This window comes from Stenotrophomonas sp. 86428_Sma (assembly GCF_056481585.1).
Window position 1 is genome coordinate 3499908 of the sequence record NZ_CM151156.1, and the last position, 17599, is coordinate 3517506.

Annotated in this window: 16 protein-coding genes and 1 pseudogene; 8 read left to right on the top strand and 9 right to left on the bottom strand. The window is 66.2% G+C overall.

Going from position 1 to position 17599, the window contains the following annotated elements; genetic code table 11:
• Positions 1-60 precede the first annotated feature (60 nt).
• Genes ACZK3J_RS16195 through prmB form a run of 3 tightly spaced genes read right to left on the bottom strand, consistent with a single transcriptional unit; the run spans position 61 to position 3120 of the window.
• Positions 61-1098, bottom strand: coding sequence for a 2-hydroxyacid dehydrogenase (locus ACZK3J_RS16195; protein ID WP_478476066.1), 1038 nt, complete (start codon positions 1096-1098; stop codon positions 61-63).
• A complete protein-coding gene (aroC, locus tag ACZK3J_RS16200; protein WP_134951826.1) occupies positions 1091-2194 on the bottom strand; it encodes a chorismate synthase in 1104 nt (367 codons plus the stop codon). The genes ACZK3J_RS16195 and aroC overlap by 8 nt, the downstream gene beginning before the upstream one ends.
• Positions 2191-3120, bottom strand: coding sequence for a 50S ribosomal protein L3 N(5)-glutamine methyltransferase (prmB, locus tag ACZK3J_RS16205; RefSeq protein WP_032128243.1), 930 nt, complete (start codon positions 3118-3120; stop codon positions 2191-2193). Before prmB ends, aroC begins: the two co-directional genes overlap by 4 nt.
• Before the next feature lie 122 nt (positions 3121-3242).
• Between prmB and ACZK3J_RS16210 the strand changes: the two genes are divergently transcribed.
• Both ACZK3J_RS16210 and asd read left to right on the top strand, forming a co-directional pair.
• Positions 3243-3893, top strand: a complete 651-nt coding sequence (locus ACZK3J_RS16210; RefSeq protein ID WP_423163316.1) for an SCO family protein — start codon at positions 3243-3245, stop codon at positions 3891-3893.
• Entirely contained in the window at positions 3890-4732 is an 843-nt protein-coding gene (gene asd, locus ACZK3J_RS16215) for an archaetidylserine decarboxylase (protein ID WP_189720818.1), read from the top strand. The genes ACZK3J_RS16210 and asd overlap by 4 nt, the downstream gene beginning before the upstream one ends.
• A 112-nt stretch (positions 4733-4844) precedes the next feature.
• On the opposite strand, the gene ACZK3J_RS16220 is transcribed toward asd, so the two are convergent.
• Positions 4845-5192, bottom strand: a complete 348-nt coding sequence (locus ACZK3J_RS16220; protein WP_107433337.1) for a ribonuclease E inhibitor RraB — start codon at positions 5190-5192, stop codon at positions 4845-4847.
• Positions 5193-5214: 22 nt separating this feature from the next.
• Positions 5215-6819 (bottom strand): transglycosylase SLT domain-containing protein, encoded by a 1605-nt coding sequence (locus ACZK3J_RS16225; RefSeq protein WP_414578595.1) that lies wholly within the window; start codon positions 6817-6819, stop codon positions 5215-5217.
• Positions 6820-6941: 122 nt separating this feature from the next.
• On the opposite strand from ACZK3J_RS16225, the gene ACZK3J_RS16230 reads away from it, so the two are divergent.
• Together ACZK3J_RS16230 and greB are read left to right on the top strand one after the other, a co-directional pair.
• Entirely contained in the window at positions 6942-8447 is a 1506-nt protein-coding gene (locus tag ACZK3J_RS16230) for a helicase HerA-like domain-containing protein (protein ID WP_478476067.1), read from the top strand.
• A gap of 78 nt (positions 8448-8525) precedes the next feature.
• On the top strand, positions 8526-9032 hold the full coding sequence (greB, locus tag ACZK3J_RS16235; protein ID WP_032128239.1) for a transcription elongation factor GreB: 507 nt from the start codon (positions 8526-8528) through the stop codon (positions 9030-9032).
• 158 nt (positions 9033-9190) lie between these two features.
• On the opposite strand, the gene ACZK3J_RS16240 is transcribed toward greB, so the two are convergent.
• Together ACZK3J_RS16240 and rimO are read right to left on the bottom strand one after the other, a co-directional pair.
• A complete protein-coding gene (locus ACZK3J_RS16240) occupies positions 9191-10027 on the bottom strand; it encodes a DUF3025 domain-containing protein (protein ID WP_478476068.1) in 837 nt (278 codons plus the stop codon).
• Entirely contained in the window at positions 10024-11385 is a 1362-nt protein-coding gene (rimO, locus tag ACZK3J_RS16245; protein ID WP_049398716.1) for a 30S ribosomal protein S12 methylthiotransferase RimO, read from the bottom strand. Before rimO ends, ACZK3J_RS16240 begins: the two co-directional genes overlap by 4 nt.
• A gap of 205 nt (positions 11386-11590) precedes the next feature.
• Here rimO and ACZK3J_RS16250 point away from each other — a divergent pair, with 205 nt between their 5' ends.
• Genes ACZK3J_RS16250 through ACZK3J_RS16260 form a run of 3 tightly spaced genes read left to right on the top strand, consistent with a single transcriptional unit; the run spans position 11591 to position 12864 of the window.
• Positions 11591-12262, top strand: a complete 672-nt coding sequence (locus tag ACZK3J_RS16250) for a dienelactone hydrolase family protein (RefSeq protein WP_414578292.1) — start codon at positions 11591-11593, stop codon at positions 12260-12262.
• On the top strand, positions 12259-12681 hold the full coding sequence (locus ACZK3J_RS16255; RefSeq protein ID WP_414578294.1) for an HIT domain-containing protein: 423 nt from the start codon (positions 12259-12261) through the stop codon (positions 12679-12681). Before ACZK3J_RS16250 ends, ACZK3J_RS16255 begins: the two co-directional genes overlap by 4 nt.
• A 15-nt stretch (positions 12682-12696) precedes the next feature.
• Complete coding sequence (locus ACZK3J_RS16260) at positions 12697-12864, top strand: LiaI-LiaF-like domain-containing protein (protein WP_005418011.1); 168 nt, start codon at positions 12697-12699, stop codon at positions 12862-12864.
• A 96-nt stretch (positions 12865-12960) separates the two neighbouring features.
• Here ACZK3J_RS16260 and dcd read toward each other — a convergent pair whose 3' ends face one another.
• On the bottom strand, positions 12961-13533 hold the full coding sequence (dcd, locus tag ACZK3J_RS16265) for a dCTP deaminase (protein ID WP_010483020.1): 573 nt from the start codon (positions 13531-13533) through the stop codon (positions 12961-12963).
• A 77-nt stretch (positions 13534-13610) separates the two neighbouring features.
• Complete coding sequence (gene apbC / locus ACZK3J_RS16270) at positions 13611-14465, bottom strand: iron-sulfur cluster carrier protein ApbC (RefSeq protein WP_026347084.1); 855 nt, start codon at positions 14463-14465, stop codon at positions 13611-13613.
• 214 nt (positions 14466-14679) lie between these two features.
• Here apbC and ACZK3J_RS16275 point away from each other — a divergent pair.
• Positions 14680-17470: pseudogene (locus ACZK3J_RS16275) on the top strand (TonB-dependent receptor plug domain-containing protein).
• The last annotated feature ends 129 nt before the right edge of the window (positions 17471-17599 follow it).

A 17599-nucleotide genomic window follows, 5' to 3' on the forward strand; every position in this document is an offset into this window, starting at 1 on the left:
AAAAACACGCACGACAGCTGGGTTCGGGGAACCTCCTCAAGCGGGGCGCGCGGAGGTTCCCTATCGTTTCCCGGTTTTTTTGCCCAGAGTCACGCGCGCGGCCATCGCCGCGTCAGCGTTGATCGCGCTCGGCATGCGCGACGGGCCGCCGTCCAGGCCGAGCCCGGCAACCAGATTATCCACGGCCAGCTGTACCATCGCCGTGCGCGTGGCCAGCGAGGCGCTGCCGATGTGCGGAGTGAGCACGACGTTGCGCAGCGCCAGCAGTTCGGGGCGTACCTTTGGCTCGCCTTCGTACACATCCAGGCCGGCGGCAGCCAATCGGCCGCTGGCCAGTGCATCGGCCAGCGCGATCTCATCGACCAGGCCGCCGCGGGCGATGTTCACCAGCGTCGCCGACGGCTTCATCTTCGCCAGCGCGGCGGCATCGATCAGGTGATGCGAGGCCGGGGTATACGGCAGCACCAGCAGCAGGTGATCGGCCTGCGCCAGCAGCGTGTCCAGGTCAACGTAACGGGCCCCCACCTCCGCTTCGATCGCGGCCGGAAGCTGCGAACGGTTGTGGTACAGCACCTTCATGCCGAAACCATGCGCGCCGCGGCGGGCGATACCCTGGCCGATGCGGCCCATGCCGAGGATACTCAGCGTGCTGCCGTGGATGTCGGCACCGAGCATGGTCTGGAACGACCACTGCTGCCACTGGCCTTCGCGCAGCCAGCGCTCGGATTCAGTGATGCGGCGTGCGGTGGCCATCAACAGAGCGAAACCGAGATCGGCGGTGGTTTCAGTCAGGACGTCCGGGGTATTGCTGGCGAGGATGCCGGCCGCGCTGAGCGCGTCGACGTCCAGGTTGTTGTAGCCCACCCCGACATTGGCGATCACCTGCAGCTGCGCGGCATCGGCCACCTGTGCTGCGCCGATGCGCTCGTTGAGGGTGATGATGGCGCCGTCGGCGCTGGCCAGCTGTTCGGCGATCTGGTCGGGCGACCACGCGGTGACGGTGTCGGTGCTGCGCAGCTGCACGCGATCGCGCAGCGGCGCGATGGCCGCGTCGATCAGCGGCTGGCTCACCCACACGGTCGGCCGCGTGTCAGCCATCGATCTGCCCGGGAATACGCGGGGTGATCGTGCCGACATCGCCGCACTGCGCGCGATGACGCAACGCCTGGTCCATCAGCACCATCGCCACCATCGCCTCGGCGATCGGGGTGGCGCGGATACCGACGCAGGGATCGTGGCGACCGGTGGTGACGACCTCCACCACGTTGCCGGCCGTGTCCAGCGATGGGCCCGGCAGGCGCAGGCTGGAGGTCGGCTTCAACGCGATCGACGCGACCACCGGCTGACCGGTGGAAATGCCACCGAGGATGCCGCCGGCATGGTTGCTGGCGAAGCCCTGCGGGGTAAGCAGGTCGCGGTGTTCGGTGCCCTTCTGCGCGGCGCTGGCGAAACCGTCGCCGATCTCAACGCCCTTCACCGCGTTGATGCTCATCAGCGCGGCGGCCAGTTCGCCATCGAGCTTGCCGTAGATCGGCTCGCCCCAGCCTGGCGGCACGTTGTCGGCCACCACGTCCACGCGCGCACCGACCGAATCACCGGACTTGCGCAGCGCATCCATGTACGCCTCCAGCTCCGGCACCTGTGCGGCATGCGGCCAGAAGAACGGGTTGTCTTCCACCGCCGACCAGTCGAAACCGGCCGGGGTGATCTCGCCCAGCTGCGACAGGTAGCCACGCACGGTGACGCCGAAGCGCTCGGCCAACCACTTCTTGGCGACCACGCCGGCGGCCACGCGCATGGTGGTCTCGCGCGCGGAAGAACGGCCGCCACCGCGCGGGTCGCGGATGCCGTACTTGTGCCAGTAGCTGTAGTCGGCATGGCCCGGCCGGAACTGCTGGCCGATGTTGGCGTAGTCCTTGCTGCGCTGGTCGGTGTTGCGGATCAGCAGGGCGATCGGCGTGCCGGTGGTCAGGCCCTCGTACACGCCGGACAGGATCTCGACCTCGTCCGCCTCGCGGCGCGCCGAGGTGTGGCGGCTCTTGCCGGTAGCGCGACGCTGCAGGTCGTGAGCGAATTCGGCCGCGTCCAGCGCCAGCCCCGGAGGGCAGCCATCGATCACGCAGCCGATGGCCGGCCCGTGCGACTCGCCGAACGTGGTGACGGTGAACAGCTTGCCGAACGAATTGGAGCTCACGGGCGCTGCGCCGCCAGCTCGGTGATGCGCGCGCTGTGGGCGATCAGCTCGCGGCATTCGACCGCGAAGATGCCCATCTGGCCGACCTTGAATTCGATCCAGGCGAAGTCGACTTCCGGCAGCAGCTTGATCAGGTGCTGCTCGGACTCGCCCACTTCACAGATCAGCAGACCGTCTTCGCTCAGGTGCAGCGGCGCATCGCGCAGGATCTTCAGCACCAGGTCCAGGCCGTCGTCGCCGGCACGCAGGCCCATCTCCGGCTCGTAGGAGTATTCCTGCGGCAGGGCATCGGTCTCGTCGTTGGTGACGTACGGGGGGTTGGTGACGATCAGGTCGTAGTGGCGACCGGTCAGGCCGTTGAACAGGTCCGACTTGAGCAGGGTCACGTTGTGCGCCTGCAGGCGTTCCTTGTTTTCTTCGGCCAGCGACAGCGCGTCGTCGCTCAGGTCGACACCGTCCACTTCCCAGTTCGGGTAATAGTGGCCCATGGCGATGGCGATGCAGCCCGAACCGGTGCACAGGTCCAGCGCACGGCTGACATCGCGGCCGGCCAACCACGGCTCGAAGCCGCACTCGATCAGTTCAGCGATCGGCGAGCGCGGCACCAGGGCGCGCTTGTCGCTCTTGAAGCTCAGACCGGCGAACCAGGCCTCACCGGTCAGGTAGGCGGCCGGGATGCGTTCGTCGATGCGACGCTGGAACAGTTCCAGCACACGCACCTTCTCTTCCTGCAGCAGACGCGCCTGGCCGTAGGCCGGGCCCAGATCGTGCGGCAGGTGCAGGCTGTGCAGCACCAGCTGGGTGGCCTCATCCAGCGCATTGTCGTAGCTGTGCCCGAAGGTCAGCCCGGCTTCGTTGAAACGGCTGGTGCCGTAGCGGATCAGATCGATGATCGTGTGGAGTTCGGCGGCCGTTTCAGCGGTCATGGCGGTACTGCGGGCAAAGTGGCCCTCGATTATAGGGGCTGGCGCCCGCGGCGGCATCCGTTGCGGCAGAAACGATCGGGCCGCAGCCGGTATGATGGAGCCCACTTCGCGCGGGGGCTCCCATGTTCAATCGCAACGCCGGCATCATCCTGCTGATCGCCCTGGCGGCGGGTCTCGGCCTGCTGGCCGCCCAGCAGGTGTTCGCGCCGAAGCCGCCGGCCGATGCCCCGGCCACCGAAGCGATCACGCTGTACCCGCAGCCGCGCGAACTGCCCGACTTCAATCTGGCCCAGTCCGACGGCACCCGCCTGATCCCGGGCGAACTGAAGGGTCACTGGACCCTGGTGTTCCTGGGCTTCACCTTCTGCCCGGACGTCTGCCCGACCACCCTGGCCGAGCTGGCCGGCGCGCAGAACCAGTGGGAGGCCCTGCCCGACAGCCTGCGCCCGCGCGTGCTGTTCATCTCGGTCGACCCGGACCGTGACAGCGCCACCCGCCTCGGCGAGTACGTGCACGGCTTCCACAAGGACACCCTGGCCGCCACCGCCGATGTGCCCTCGCTGGAGCGCTTCGCCACCTCGTTGGGCTTCGTGTTCCAGAAGGTGCCAGGCAAGCATTTCGACGAGAACCCCGAGGATTACACCGTCGAGCATTCGGCCAGCCTGGCCGTGCTCGACCCGCAGGGCCGCCTTGCCGGCCTGGTGCGGCCCCCGTTCAACGCGCCGGCCATTGCCCGCGACCTGCAGAAGCTGACCGAGAAAACCGCCCCATGAGCCTCACCACCGCCCTGACGTACGCCCTGCCCCACCGCCTGCTGTCCTCGATGGCGCGTTCGCTGGCGTACTCGGACGATCCGCGCGTGTCGCGTTGGCTGATCGACACGGTCACCCGCAAGTTCAACGTCAATCTGGACGAAGCGGCCAACCCGGACCCGCGCAGCTATGCCACCTTCAACCAGTTCTTCACCCGTGCGCTGAAGCCGGGCGCGCGCGTGGCCGATGCCGATCCGCGCAGCCTGGTGATGCCGGCCGACGGCCGCATCAGCCAGCTCGGCAGGATCGAGGCCGGCCGCATCTTCCAGGCCAAGGGCCAGTCGTTCACCGCCGCCGAACTGCTGGGCAGTGACGAGGACGCCAAGCCGTACAACGACGGCCTGTACGCCACCGTGTACCTGTCGCCGCGCGACTACCATCGCGTGCACATGCCGTGGACCGGCACCCTGCGCGAAACCGTGCACGTGCCGGGCCGCCTGTTCAGCGTCGGCCCGGCCGCCGTCAACGGCGTGCCGCGCCTGTTCGCGCGCAACGAACGCCTGGTCTGCCATTTCGACACCAGCTTCGGCCCGATGGTCAGCGTGATGGTCGGTGCGCTGCTGGTGTCCGGCGTGGAAACCGTGTGGAGCGGCGAAGAAATTCCGGCCTACGGTGACCGCATCACCCGCAAGGACTACCGCGGCCAGGGCATCCAGCTGGAGCGCTTCGCCGAGATGGCGCGCTTCAACTACGGCTCCACCGTGATCGTGCTGCTGCCGCCGGGCGTGGCTGACTTCGCCCCGCAGCTGGGCGCTGAAAGCCCGGTGCAGCTGGGCCAGGCGCTGGCGAAGCTGCGCTGACAAAAAGGGGACGGAGGGGATTAAGTCGTTTATGCATAAACGACTTAATCCCCTCCGTCCCCTTTTTCCACAACGGAATGCCGGCCAGCGGCCGGCACTACCGGTACGCGCGTTACTGCAGGGCCGGAGCCGGGCCGACGTCCATGCCGTCGTAGTCTTCCACGCCCTTTTCCGCGGCCAGGGCAGCGAATTCCTGGTTGCGGCGGTCCAGCGAGGCTTCGTCGTGGATCTCCACGCGCTCCACATGCAGCACGTGGAACGGCGCGTCGCCCTCTTCCGGATCCTGTTCGAACAATTCCACGAAGGTGTAACCCTGCGCCTGCAGGTGCTGCGCCAGTGCCTGCAACGGCTCGGCAGTGGAGTGCACGAAGAAGTACCCCCACAGCAACGGGCCGGTGATGTCCCAGTCGGTGTTTTCGCGGAGGTTGGCGAACAGGTTGCGGGTGTCTTCGAGGTCCATGCGGATTCCAGGGTCGGGGGGATTACTTGTCGCAGCCCTGCAGCTTCAGCGTCTGGCCGTGGCGCAGGCTGTAGGCCGGGGCCTTCAGGCCATTGGCGCGGGCCAGGGTGGGCACGTCGCACTGGAACTTGGCCGCGATGGCACCCAGGGTTTCACCGCGGCCCACCTTGTGGCTGCGCACCGGCTTCGGGCGCGCCGCCGGGCGCGGCGTGGCCACCGGAGCAACCGGCGTGGTCGGCACGCTGGTGGACGCGGCCGCATCGGCCACCGGCACCACGCCGCCCACGGCCACGCTCCCGGTGTAGCTGGTCGCGGCCGGGCGCTTGATTGCTGCGTTCAGATCGGCGGTGATCAGCGTGCGGGCCAGGTCGGCACGCGGGCCACTGACGCAGTTGCGCTGGTACAGGCTGGCAATGCGGGTGGTGGCGTTGATCAGCGTGCCGGCCGGAATCCAGCCATCGGCCTCATAGCGCGGGTTGAGATTGCGCAGCGCGCGCATGTAGCCATCACGGGTGCCGTGGCTGCCCAGGCAGATGGTCAGTTCGTAGATGGTGGTGGACTTGGCCAGGCGCAGCGTGGCCGGCTGCGCACTGATCTTCGGCAGCTCCACGCCGTACTGCTGCGGGTGCAGGAAGATCCAGGCCGCGGCGATCACCATCGGCACGTAATCCTTGGTTTCACCGGGGAACTGGTTGTAGACGCTGTCGGTCCAGAAACTCTGGCCACCGCTCTGCTTGAACACGCGCGCGGCGCGGCCTTCGCCACCGTTGTAGGCGGCCACCGACATTTCCACGTTGTTGTTCAGTTCGCGCAGGCGCTCGTTGAGATAACTGGCGCTGGCTTCGGCGGCGCTGCGTGCGTCAAAGCGCGTGTCGAAGCCGGTGCCGTCCGGGCCCAGGCCGAAGCGGCGGCCGGTGGCCGGCATGAACTGCATCAGCCCGGCGGCGCCGGCACGCGAGGAGGCATGCACACGGCCGTTGGACTCCTTGGCCATGATGCCGAACAGCAGCGCCTCCGGCAGACCACGCTTTTCCCACTCCGGCCACATCACCGCGCGCAGGTTCTGGTAGTTCTCGTAGCTGGTCAGCAGCGCCGGGCGCATGTCGGTCAACCAGCGGCGGATGCCGGCCTGCACGGCGGGGTTGTACTCGACCATGGTGTCGAAGGCATGTCGCTTGTCGTTGAGCAGCGCTGCAGCGCGCGCGGCCTCCGGCACGTCGGCGGTAAGCGGGCCGATATGGTCGGGGTCGGCTTCCAGGCGGTCACCACCCTCATCGGCCACGTCATCGCTGGCAGCGGCATCAGCATCATGCTTGAGCAGGCGCTTGTAGCTGGCCAGCAGGGTGCCCATCTGGCAGCCCTTCTGCTTCACGCAGTCGTTGAGGACATCTTCCATGTCCTCCAGCGCGGCGTCCGCCTCGTTGCTGCCCTTGGGGTCGGCATTGGCGACCAGCAGCAGCGCATCGCTGTAGCGCTTCTCGGCGGCGGTCATGCGCTGCTGCAGCGCATCCACCTTCACCTTGTCCCGGGCCGAAACCCGCTGCGCATGGGCGTCGGGCGCCAGGGAAACCAGGCCGGCCAGGGCCAGCAGCGGCCAACCGCGGGAAATCAGGACAGGAACGGGCATTGATGGCACTGTGTGCGAAACAGGCAGGCAGAGTAGCGGCGCCGCCAAGGTCCGGGCAAGCCGACCTTCGGCCCGTCACCGCCGGCGGTTAACATTGGGCTATTCACCACAAGGGCTGGACCATGGATCCGATTCTGCTCGGCAAAGGCATCACCGACGATATTGCCGTCACCCTGCTGCCGAAACTCGGCAACCGCCACGGCCTGGTGGCCGGCGCCACCGGTACCGGCAAGACCGTGACCCTGATGACCCTGGCCGAGGGCTTCTCGCGGCTGGGCGTGCCGGTGTTCCTGGCCGATGTGAAGGGCGATGTGTCCGGCCTGGCCGTGCCCGGCACCGGTGCCGAGAACCTGCTCAAGCGCGCCGCCGAGATCGGCGTGGCCGACTACGCGCCGGCCGCCAGCCCGACCATTTTCTGGGACCTGTACGGCAAGCTCGGCCACCCGGTGCGCACCACGGTCAGCGAAATGGGCCCGACCCTGCTGTCGCGCATCCTCGAGTTGAACGACACCCAGGCCGGCGTGCTCGACATCGTGTTCAAGCTGGCCGACGACCGTGGCCTGCTGCTGCTGGACATGGACGATCTGCGCGCCCTGCTCGGCCTGGTTGCCGAGGAACGCAAGGACATCTCCACCGAGTACGGTCTGGTCAACGCGCAGTCCATCGCTGCGATCCAGCGCTCGGTGTTGCGCCTGGCACAGGATGGCGGCGAGAACTTCTTCGGCGAACCGGCCTTGGAACTGGCCGACATCATGCGGGTCAATCACGACGGCTGCGGCGTGATCGGCATCCTCGCCGCCGACCAGCTGGTGCTCAAGCCCAAGTTGTATTCCACCTTCCTGCTGTGGCTGCTGTCGGAGCTGTTCGAGCAGCTGCCGGAGGTGGGCGACCTGGACAAGCCGAAGCTGGTCTTCATCTTCGACGAGGCCCACCTGCTGTTCGACGACGCACCGGCCTCGCTGGTGCAGCGCATCGAGCAGGTGGTGCGCCTGATCCGCTCCAAGGGCGTGGGCGTGTATTTCTGCTCGCAGTTCCCCGACGACGTACCGGGCAACATCCTCGGCCAGCTCGGCAACCGCGTGCAGCACGCACTGCGTGCGTTCACCCCGCGCGACCAGAAGGCGGTGAAGACCGCTGCCGAGACCTTCGTGCCGAATCCGAAGCTGGACGTGGCCAAGGTGCTCAGTCAGCTCGGTACCGGCGAAGCACTGGTCTCCACGCTGCAGGACAAGGGCGTGCCGATGCCGGTGCAGCAGACGATGATCGCACCGCCGCGCTGCCGGATGGGGCCGATCACCGAGGCCGAACGCGCCCAGGTGCGTGCCGGCAGCCCGGTCGGCAGCCGCTACGACACCGCGATCAACCGCGAATCGGCCGCCGAGCTGCTGGCCCAGCGTGCGCAGAAAACAGTCGAGCAGGCGCAGGCTCCCGCCGCCCGCAGCCGCGAGCAGGACGAAGCGCAGGAAGGCGGTTTCGGCCAGGCGATCAAGGATGCGATCTTCGGCACCAAGCGCCGCCAGGGCATGATCGAGACCATGGCCAAGCAGACCACGCGTACCGTTGGCACCAAGCTGGGCAACCAGATCGTGCGCGGCCTGCTGGGCGGCATCTTCGGCGGCAAACGCTGACCTGCCCTCCCGGGGTCGGAGGCCTTTCCTGTGGAAAGGACCCGGCCCCATCGTTCCCCTGAAAAGAAGTCGCACCACATGTCGCGTTGGCGCCCCCCTGCAGAAAAGAGTACCGCCCTGATCACCGCCTCCGGCCACGCCCGGTTGAAGGCCGAACTGGATGAGCTGTGGCGCGTGCGCCGCCCGGAGGTGGTGAAGGCGCTGGCCGCTGCTGCAGCGGAAGGCGATCGTTCGGAAAACGCCGAGTACACCTATCGCAAGAAGCAGCTGGGTGAAATCGACCGCCGCGTGCGCTACCTGACCAAGCGGCTGGAATCGCTGCGCGTGGTCGACACCACGCCGACCGATCCGCAGGCGGTGTTCTTCGGTGCGTGGGTGGAACTGGAGAACGTGGACAGTGGCGACACCAGCCGCTATCGCATTGTCGGCCCGGATGAGACCGACGCAGGCCTGGGTTGGATCAGCATCGATTCGCCGCTGGCACGTGCACTGCTGAAGAAGCGGCTGGATGATGAATTCTCGGTGGAGCTGCCCGGCGGCCAGTTCACCTTTGCGGTAATCGGGGTGGAATACGAGCCGTTGTAGAGTCGACTGTCAGTCGACTACCGCGCGAAGCGCGGCACAAACCTCCGCAGCCGGACGGCAAACGCACCGCGATCCTCAATCGCGGTTGATGACTCGCCGAAGCCATCTGTCAGGCGTTCACGGCCTCGGAACGAAGAGCAGTCGACTGACAGTCGACTCTACATAGCCCCGTGCAACGGCGGCGGATACTGGCGGCCGGCACGCAACGGGCGGAAGTACGCGGCATCTGCATAGAAGTCGGCGTCCTGTCTCTCGTGCCAGCCCGGAACTCCAGCCAACGGCAGCGGACGCAACTGCAGGGGATCGGTCACTGCCCTGCCTTCGGCAATGGCCGCGGTCACCGCGTCAACACAGGTGTCATCGGCTTTGCCGTGCACCACCACGCACTTGCCCACCAGCCGGCGGCCCGGCAGCAGCGCCTGCTCCATCAGCGCGTGCCCGAATACCGCAGCGATGGCGATGTCACCGCTCAGCCAGTGTCTCGATTCGAACAGCGCACACCAGTCGTGCACATCCCAGGCAGCCAGCAGCGTGTGATCGCGCACACGCACGATCACGCCGGTTTCGTCGAACTGGGTCAGTGCCGCCTGCGCGCGGTTGCGCTGACCCGGCGGCATCGCCTCGATATGCCGGCACTGCTGCGCATTGAGCGCCTGCTTGAGCTGCGGGTAGTGGGCCCACACCAGTGCGTTGAACAGGTCATGCCAGTTGTCGGCGCGGGTGGCGATGCGGCCCTGTGCGATGCGGGCTTCGTAGTGCAGGCCGTCGGCCAGCAGCGTGGCATCCTGCTCGATCAAGTGCTTGCCGGGCAGTGGCAGGCGCGCATCGAGCACGGCGACGGCCGGCCACTCCGGGCCTTCCAACAGATCACGAACGTCGCGCAATCCGGCAAACACCGGGTGCCCGAACACCTGTGGATCGACCGCCGCACGCGGCGGCGGCACGAAGCGGCGGGCGCCGCTGCCGTCACCGGCGGCGGCCGTCGCCGCGGTCACAGCATCTTGAGATCGAATGCCGGGCGGGTGGCGGCCGGCAGCGCGTCACCGTACAGGTCGTGCTCGTCGCTCTCGGTGATGTCCACGTCGACGAACTCACCCACGCGCAGCGGCACCTGGTCGGCATTCTGGATGTGCACCAGGCCATCGATCTCCGGGGCATCGGCCTTGGAACGGGCCACCGCGATATCGCCTTCGATGGCGTCGACCAGGCACTGCTGCACGGTGCCGATCTTGGCCTCCAGGCGCGCAGCGGAAATCTGCGCCTGCTTTTCCATGAAACGGGCCAGGCGCTCCTGCTTCACTTCCTCCGGAACCGCATCCGGCAGGTCGTTGGCGGTGGCACCCTCGACCGGCGAATAGGCGAACGCGCCGACGCGGTCCAGCTGCGCTTCGTCGAGGAACGACAGCAGCTCTTCAAATTCGGCCTCGGTCTCGCCGGGGAAGCCGACGATGAAGGTGGAACGCACGGTGATGTCCGGCGCGATACGGCGCCAGTTCTGCACGCGCTCCAGGGTCTTCTCGACCGCGCCGGGGCGCTTCATCAGGCGCAGGATGCGTGGGCTGGCGTGCTGGAACGGGATGTCCAGGTACGGCAGGATGCGGTTTTCGGCCATCAGCGGCACCACCTCGTCCACGTGCGGGTACGGGTAGACGTAGTGCATGCGCACCCACGCATCCAGCTCGGACAGGCCTTCGCACAGCGCCTTCAAACGGGTCTGGTAGGCCTTGTCGCGCCACATCTTCTCGGCGTACTTCACGTCCACGCCGTAGGCCGAGGTGTCCTGCGAAACCACCAGCAGTTCACGCACGCCACCACGCACCAGGCGCTCGGCTTCACGCAACACCTCGTCAACCGGGCGCGAGACCAGCTTGCCGCGCATCGACGGAATGATGCAGAAGCTGCACTTGTGGTTGCAGCCTTCGGAAATTTTCAGGTAGGCGTAGTGGCGCGGGGTCAGCTTGATGCCGTAGTCGGGCACCAGGTCCACGAACGGATCGTGCTTGGGCGGCAGTGCTTCATGCACCGCTTCCATCACGCTCTGGTAATCCTGCGGGCCGGATACCGCCAGCACGTTGGGGTACGCCTCGCGGATCTGCTCCGGGCGCTTGCCCAGGCAACCGGTGACGATCACCTTGCCGTTCTGGTTCATCGCTTCGCCAATGGCATCCAGCGACTCAGTCACCGCCGAATCGATGAAGCCACAGGTGTTGACCACCACCACGTCGGCCGAATCGTAGGACGGGACGATGTCGTAGCCTTCCGAGCGGAGCTGGGTGAGGATGCGCTCGGAATCGACGAGGGCCTTCGGGCAGCCAAGGCTGACGAAGCCGACTTTGGGGTTCAGCTGGGACATGGAATCGCGGGACTCTGGGGGCCTGGGCCCCTGCCGGCATGGCAGGGGTTCCTGGGGGCCGGGGGCCTGAAAGGGCGCCAGTATACCGGGGTTGGCGGCCACGCTCTGAACGGCCAGCCGCCCGATCACGCACAACCGCTGACGCCGCGCTAACCGGCGCAGCACCGACAATGCAGCTCTGTTCCCAGCAACGAGGAAGATGACGATGGCCGAGTGGATCACCCTGGATACGCATCACGGCCCGGTACGGGCCTGGCAGGCCCTGCCGGAAGGCACCGCGCGCGGCGGCCTGGTGGTGGTGCAGGAAATTTTCGGCGCCAATCCGCACATCCGCAGCGTGGCCGAGCGCTTCGCGGCTGAAGGCTATGCGGTGCTGGCGCCCTCGTTCTTCGACCTGCTCGACGGCCCCGACGCCGATCCGGACGCGCTGCCCTACGACGCCGAAGGCGTGAAACAGGGCCTGGAACGGGTTGGCGCGCTGGGCATGGAACGGGCGCTGGAGGTGGTGCGGGCCGCGGCAACCCGGCTGGCACCGCAGGGCAAGGTCGGCACCGTCGGCTACTGCTGGGGCGGCACGGTGGCGATGCTGTCCGCAGTGCGCCTGGGGCTGCCGTCGGTCAGCTACTACGGTGCGCGCAACGTGCAGTTCCTCGACGAAATGCCCAAGGCCCCGGTGATCTTCCACTTCGGTGCCCAGGACCGCAGCATCCCGTCGGAAGCGGTCCAGGCCCACCGTGAGAAGCTGCCGCAGATGGCCACCTATGTCTATCCGGCCGATCACGCCTTCAACCGGGAGGTCGGACATGCGTATGATCCAGACAGCGCCACCCTGGCGCTGCAACGCACCCTGGACTTCTTCTCGGAGCATCTTGGATGAGCGAATTCGAACTCGATTCACGCCTGGCCACCGATAGCGTGCTGGTGGCGGAAGGACCGTTGTCGCAAGTGCGGCTGATGAACGACGAACGATTCCCCTGGCTGGTACTGGTACCGCGCCTGGCCGGGGTGACCGAGTGGATCGAGCTGGACGGCGAGCAGCAGGACAAGCTGCGCACCGAGCTCAACCGCGCCTGCAAGGCCCTGAAGGGCGCCGACGGGGTGGAAAAGATCAACATCGGGGCGTTGGGCAACATCGTGCGCCAGCTGCACTTCCATGTGATCGGCCGCCATGACGGTGATCCGGCCTGGCCGGGCCCGGTCTGGGGCAGCGGCCAGGCGCACCGCTACGAGCCGGGTGCGCTGGACCAGCATGTCGCCTACTGGAAGGAACGGCTAGGATATCCAGCCCAGTCCTGAGCGTTTGCCGACCCGATGCGATTCAACCTCGTTGCCGCCGTCCTGCTGATCCTGATCGGCCTGTTCATGCTCGCCAGCAATCTCGGCTGGACGCACCTGAACCTGTCCAAGCTGCTGTTGACCTGGTGGCCGGTGGCACTGGTGGGCGTGGGCATCGCGATGCTGTTCGGTCGCGGGAAATAAGCTGGCGCCGGGCCATGCCCGGCGAGCGCAGCGTGTGGCCGCACCCATGAAAACGCCGGGCATGCCCGGCGTTTTCGTCATGCGATGGCGCGCCGCTCAGGTCCGCGGCAGGGTCACGCCGGTCTGGCCCTGGTACTTGCCACCACGATCGCGGTACGACGTCTCGCAGATGTCATCGGCGGCCGCCTGGAAGAACAGCATCTGCGCCACGCCTTCATTGGCGTAGATGCGTGCCGGCAGCGGCGTGGTGTTGCTGAATTCCAGGGTGACGTGGCCTTCCCACTCCGGCTCCAGCGGGGTCACGTTGACGATGATGCCGCAGCGCGCGTAGGTGCTCTTGCCCAGGCACACCACCAGGGTGTCGCGCGGGATGCGGAAGTACTCCACGGTGCGCGCCAACGCGAAGCTGTTGGGCGGGATGATGCATTCATCGCCGACGATATCCACGAAGCTGCCCGGATCGAAGTGCTTGGGATCGACGATGGTCGAGTTGATGTTGGTGAACACCTTGAACTCGCGCGAGCAGCGCACGTCGTAGCCGTAGCTGGAGGTGCCATAGCTGACGATGCGCTCGCCGTTGGCCTGCTTGACCTGCCCGGCCTCGAACGGCTCGATCATGCCGTGCTGCTCGGACATGCGGCGGATCCAACGGTCACTCTTGATGCTCATGCTTTGTCCTGGGGTACGAGGGGGCGCGAGGATTCTAGCAGGGGGCCGGGCGTCGCCGGCGGCCCCTGCCCTGGCACTTACAGCAGCGACGACAGGATCGGGATCGAGGCACGCGGACGCTTGCCAACCTCCTCGATCAGGCGCTGGGCGGCATGGCGGTAGGCCTGGGCCGGGACCGAATCCGGCTGGGCCACGGTGATCGGGGTACCGGAATCGCCCTGCTCGCGGATGCCGATCTGCAGCGGCAACGAACCCAGCAACGGCACGCCGTACTGCGCGGCCATGCGCTCGCCGCCGCCCTCGCCGAACAGGTGCTCGACATGCCCGCAGCTGCTGCAGGTATGCACCGCCATGTTCTCGACGATGCCGAGCACCGGCACCTCGACCTTCTCGAACATCTTCAGCGCCTTCTTCGCATCCAGCGTGGCGATGTCCTGCGGGGTGGTGACGATCACCGCGCCGGCCAGCGGGATCTTCTGGGTCAGGGTCAGCTGGATGTCACCGGTGCCCGGCGGCAGGTCGATCAGCAGGTAGTCCAGGTCATCCCACAGGGTGTCATTGAACAGCTGGGTCATCGCCGAGGTGGCCATCGGCCCACGCCAGATCATCGGCGTGTCTTCTTCGATCAGGTAGCCGATCGACATGGTGTCCACGCCGAACGCACGCAGCGGCTCGATGCTCTTGTTGTCGGGGCTTTCCGGGCGACCGGACAGGCCCAGCATGGCCGGCACGCTCGGCCCGTAGATGTCCGCATCAAGCACGCCCACGCGTGCGCCGAGCTGCTGCAGGGCCACGGCCAGATTGACCGCAGTGGTCGACTTGCCGACGCCGCCCTTGCCCGAACCAACCGCGATCACGTTGCGGATGCGGGCATGCGGCGTAAGTCCCTTCTGGACCTGGCTTGCATGGGGACGGCGGGGAGAACTGTTCACAACGAGCACCGGCGGGGTCAGGGGGAATAACCGAGCATCATACAAGCTGGACGTAACCTGACTGAAATTCAGGATTGCTACAGATTCGTGCACAGATTGTTAAGTTCATGTTACGTTCGACCCGCACTGTTTTGGGCTGCGGAGCTGGCATTTCCAGCCCGCGCGATGGCGCATGCGCAGTGCCGTTTTTGTTTTTGCTCTCCAATGGAACTACATGAACTACGTAAGCAACACCGCACGTCGCAACACGCTCGCCGTCGCCCTGATTTCCGCTCTGATGGCCGCCGCCCCGGCAATGGCCCAGGACAAGGCGACCAACCTGGACAAGATCACCGTCACCGGTTCGCTGATCCCGCAGACCCAGGTTGAAACCCAGACCCCGGTGATGTCCATCACCGCCCAAGACATCCAGACCCGCGGCTTCAGCAGTGTTGCTGAAGTGCTGCAGCAGTCGTCGCTGACCACCGGCGGCCTGCAGGGTGGCCAGACCTCGGGTTCGTTCACCCAGGGCGCCGAAGCTGCCGGCATGTTCGGCCTGAACCCGGGCTACACCAAGTACCTGATCAACGGCCGCCCGATGCTCTCGTATCCGGCGCTGTACAACGGCAGCGAAACCTTCAACAACATCAGCGGCATTCCGATCGACATCGTCGAGCGCATCGAAGTGCTGCCGGGCGGCCAGTCCTCGCTGTACGGCTCGGACGCAATCGCCGGTGTGGTCAACATCATCCTGAAGGAGCGCATGGACGGCGGCACCATGACCCTCCGTGGCGGCACCTACACCGAAGGCGGTGGCAGCAACATCCGCTTCAGCGCCGCCAAGGGCATCAACGCCTTCGACGACCGCTTCCATGCACTGTTCAACGTGCAGATCGAGAACGGCAGCCCGATCTGGGGCTACCAGCGCGACATCACCCGCCAGAACAACCCGGTCGGCTACACCGCCCAGGTTCCGTCGAACGACTTCGCCGTCATCACCAACGCTGACAACAAGCTGCTGATGATGGACCCGAGCCGTTGCGCGAACGTCGCTGGGCTGTATGACGGCACCACTGTGGTCGGCCAGCGCCCGTCGGGCGAGTCCTGCGGTTCGGTGTACAGCGCCGGCTACAAGACCCTGAAGAACGGCAAGAACAGCGGCCAGTTCTACTCGTCGATGACCTTCGACGTGAACGACAACTTCCAGCTGTTCGCCGATGTGCTGTACAGCAAGGAAAAGACCGAGTTCACCTCCGGCTCCAACGCCCTGTGGTGGGGCACCAAGTCGAGCCTGGGCAGCTTCTACGACCAGGGCCTGGGCAAGGTCGTGAACCTGCAGCGCGCCTTCGCGCCGGAAGAAATCGGCCCGGGCCACTACAACAACATCATGAACTCCGACGAAAGCCGTGCCTACCAGGTCACCCTGGGCGGCAAGGGCATGGTCGGCGACTGGGACTACAGCGCCAGCTTCACCCGTGGTGAGTACCGCCTGGACCAGAACCGCTTCGTGCGCTGGAAGGACAAGATCGATGGCTTCTTCGGCGACAACGTGCTGGGCCCCAAGCTGGGCACCACCGCTGATGGCTTCGACATCTACAACCCGGACTACGCGGCCTTCTACTCGCCGATCACTCCGGACCAGTTCGCCAGCTTCACCGGCTACGGTACCCACCGCAGCAAGACCTGGCAGAACCTGGGCCGCGTGCAGGTGACCAACGGCTCGCTGTTCAGCCTGCCGGGCAGGTGACGCCGGCCTGGCCGTTGTGCTGGAAGGTGGCAGCGAAGGTTGGGACTACTCGCCGGACCAGGCGTTCGTCAAGGGCAACGTGTGGGGCACCACCGCCGTCGCCGGCGCCGGCCACCGCAGCAACTACGCGGTCACCAGCGAGCTGCGCATGCCGCTGCACGACAAGCTGACCGTCAGCGCGTCGGGCCGCTATGACGCCTTCAAGATCGCCGACAAGACCGTCGACAAGGCCACCTACAGCATCGGTCTGGAATTCCGTCCGATCGAGAGCCTGCTGCTGCGCGGCAAGTACGGTACCGCCTTCCGCGCGCCGACCCTGTCCGATGCCTTCCAGGGCATGAGCGGTTCGTACTCGTCCGGCCAGAACGACTACTACCGCTGCAGCCAGCTGGGCTACGGCCTGCGTGACGAGGCCTGCTCGTTCTACAAGAACACCTCGGTGTACAGCGAAAAGTCCGGCAACCCGGACCTGAAGCCGATCACCGCCGACGTCTGGAGCGCAGGCGTGGTGTGGGCCCCGGTCAGCAACTTCTCGCTGTCGGCCGACTACTACAACTGGAAGATCAAGAACGAGGTCAAGACCCTCAGCAGCGACCAGCTGCTGCTGGCCGAGTACCAGTGCCACAACGGCCTGCCGAACAACACCTCGGCCAGCTGCGGTGACGTGACCAACTGGGTGTCCCGCGATGCCGGTGGCAACCTGACCCGCGTGTACACGCCGAAGCTCAACGTTGCCAGCCAGAACCTGGAAGCGGTGACCGTGGCGGCCAAGTACCAGCAGGATATCGGCCGCTTCGGCTCGCTGATGTTCTCCGGCAACTACACCAACATGCTGAAGCGTGAAGTGCAGCCGATGCCGGGTGCCGCCAAGCTGGATCTGCTGAGCGATCCGTACAACATGTGGTACTACGACAACTTCGCCAAGGTCCGCGGCGATCTGTCTGTGGCCTGGAACATCGCCAAGTTCACCACCACCGTGTACGCCAACTACGTCGGCAGCACCCCGAACTACCTGGCCTACACCGGCCGCAGCTACGGCTACGTCCACTCCTCCGGCGCCAAGGCCGGCAAGTGGGGTTCGTACACCACGTACAACCTGAGCATGAACTACCAGGCACAGGAAGATCTGGTCCTGTCGCTGATGGTCAACAACGTGTTCAACAAGCTGCCGGAAGGCCAGCGCTACAACTACCCGGGCAACGAATCGACCCCGTTCAATGACGGCTTCTACAGCGTCTACGGCCGCCAGATCTCGGCCCAGGTCAAGTACAACTTCTGATCCCGTCGTTTTCCGGACTTCGTGTCTGGACCAGGCCCCGCTTCGGCGGGGCCTTTTTTTTGGTTCCAGGAAGCCTTCGGTAAAGCATTGATGCAGAAGCAGCAAATGCACTACGAAAGAATGCCCTTC

Excerpts from the sequence above, each read along its gene's own strand:
- ACZK3J_RS16195 (WP_478476066.1), bottom strand. The coding sequence starts at position 1,098 with ATGGCTGACACGCGGCCGACCGTGTGGGTGAGCCAGCCGCTGATCGAC.
- prmB (WP_032128243.1), bottom strand. The coding sequence starts at position 3,120 with ATGACCGCTGAAACGGCCGCCGAACTCCACACGATCATCGATCTGATC.
- ACZK3J_RS16210 (WP_423163316.1), top strand. The coding sequence starts at position 3,243 with ATGTTCAATCGCAACGCCGGCATCATCCTGCTGATCGCCCTGGCGGCG.
- asd (WP_189720818.1), top strand. The coding sequence starts at position 3,890 with ATGAGCCTCACCACCGCCCTGACGTACGCCCTGCCCCACCGCCTGCTG.
- ACZK3J_RS16220 (WP_107433337.1), bottom strand. The coding sequence starts at position 5,192 with ATGGACCTCGAAGACACCCGCAACCTGTTCGCCAACCTCCGCGAAAAC.
- ACZK3J_RS16225 (WP_414578595.1), bottom strand. The coding sequence starts at position 6,819 with ATGCCCGTTCCTGTCCTGATTTCCCGCGGTTGGCCGCTGCTGGCCCTG.
- ACZK3J_RS16230 (WP_478476067.1), top strand. The coding sequence starts at position 6,942 with ATGGATCCGATTCTGCTCGGCAAAGGCATCACCGACGATATTGCCGTC.
- greB (WP_032128239.1), top strand. The coding sequence starts at position 8,526 with ATGTCGCGTTGGCGCCCCCCTGCAGAAAAGAGTACCGCCCTGATCACC.
- rimO (WP_049398716.1), bottom strand. The coding sequence starts at position 11,385 with ATGTCCCAGCTGAACCCCAAAGTCGGCTTCGTCAGCCTTGGCTGCCCG.
- ACZK3J_RS16250 (WP_414578292.1), top strand. The coding sequence starts at position 11,591 with ATGGCCGAGTGGATCACCCTGGATACGCATCACGGCCCGGTACGGGCC.
- ACZK3J_RS16255 (WP_414578294.1), top strand. The coding sequence starts at position 12,259 with ATGAGCGAATTCGAACTCGATTCACGCCTGGCCACCGATAGCGTGCTG.
- ACZK3J_RS16260 (WP_005418011.1), top strand. The coding sequence starts at position 12,697 with ATGCGATTCAACCTCGTTGCCGCCGTCCTGCTGATCCTGATCGGCCTG.
- dcd (WP_010483020.1), bottom strand. The coding sequence starts at position 13,533 with ATGAGCATCAAGAGTGACCGTTGGATCCGCCGCATGTCCGAGCAGCAC.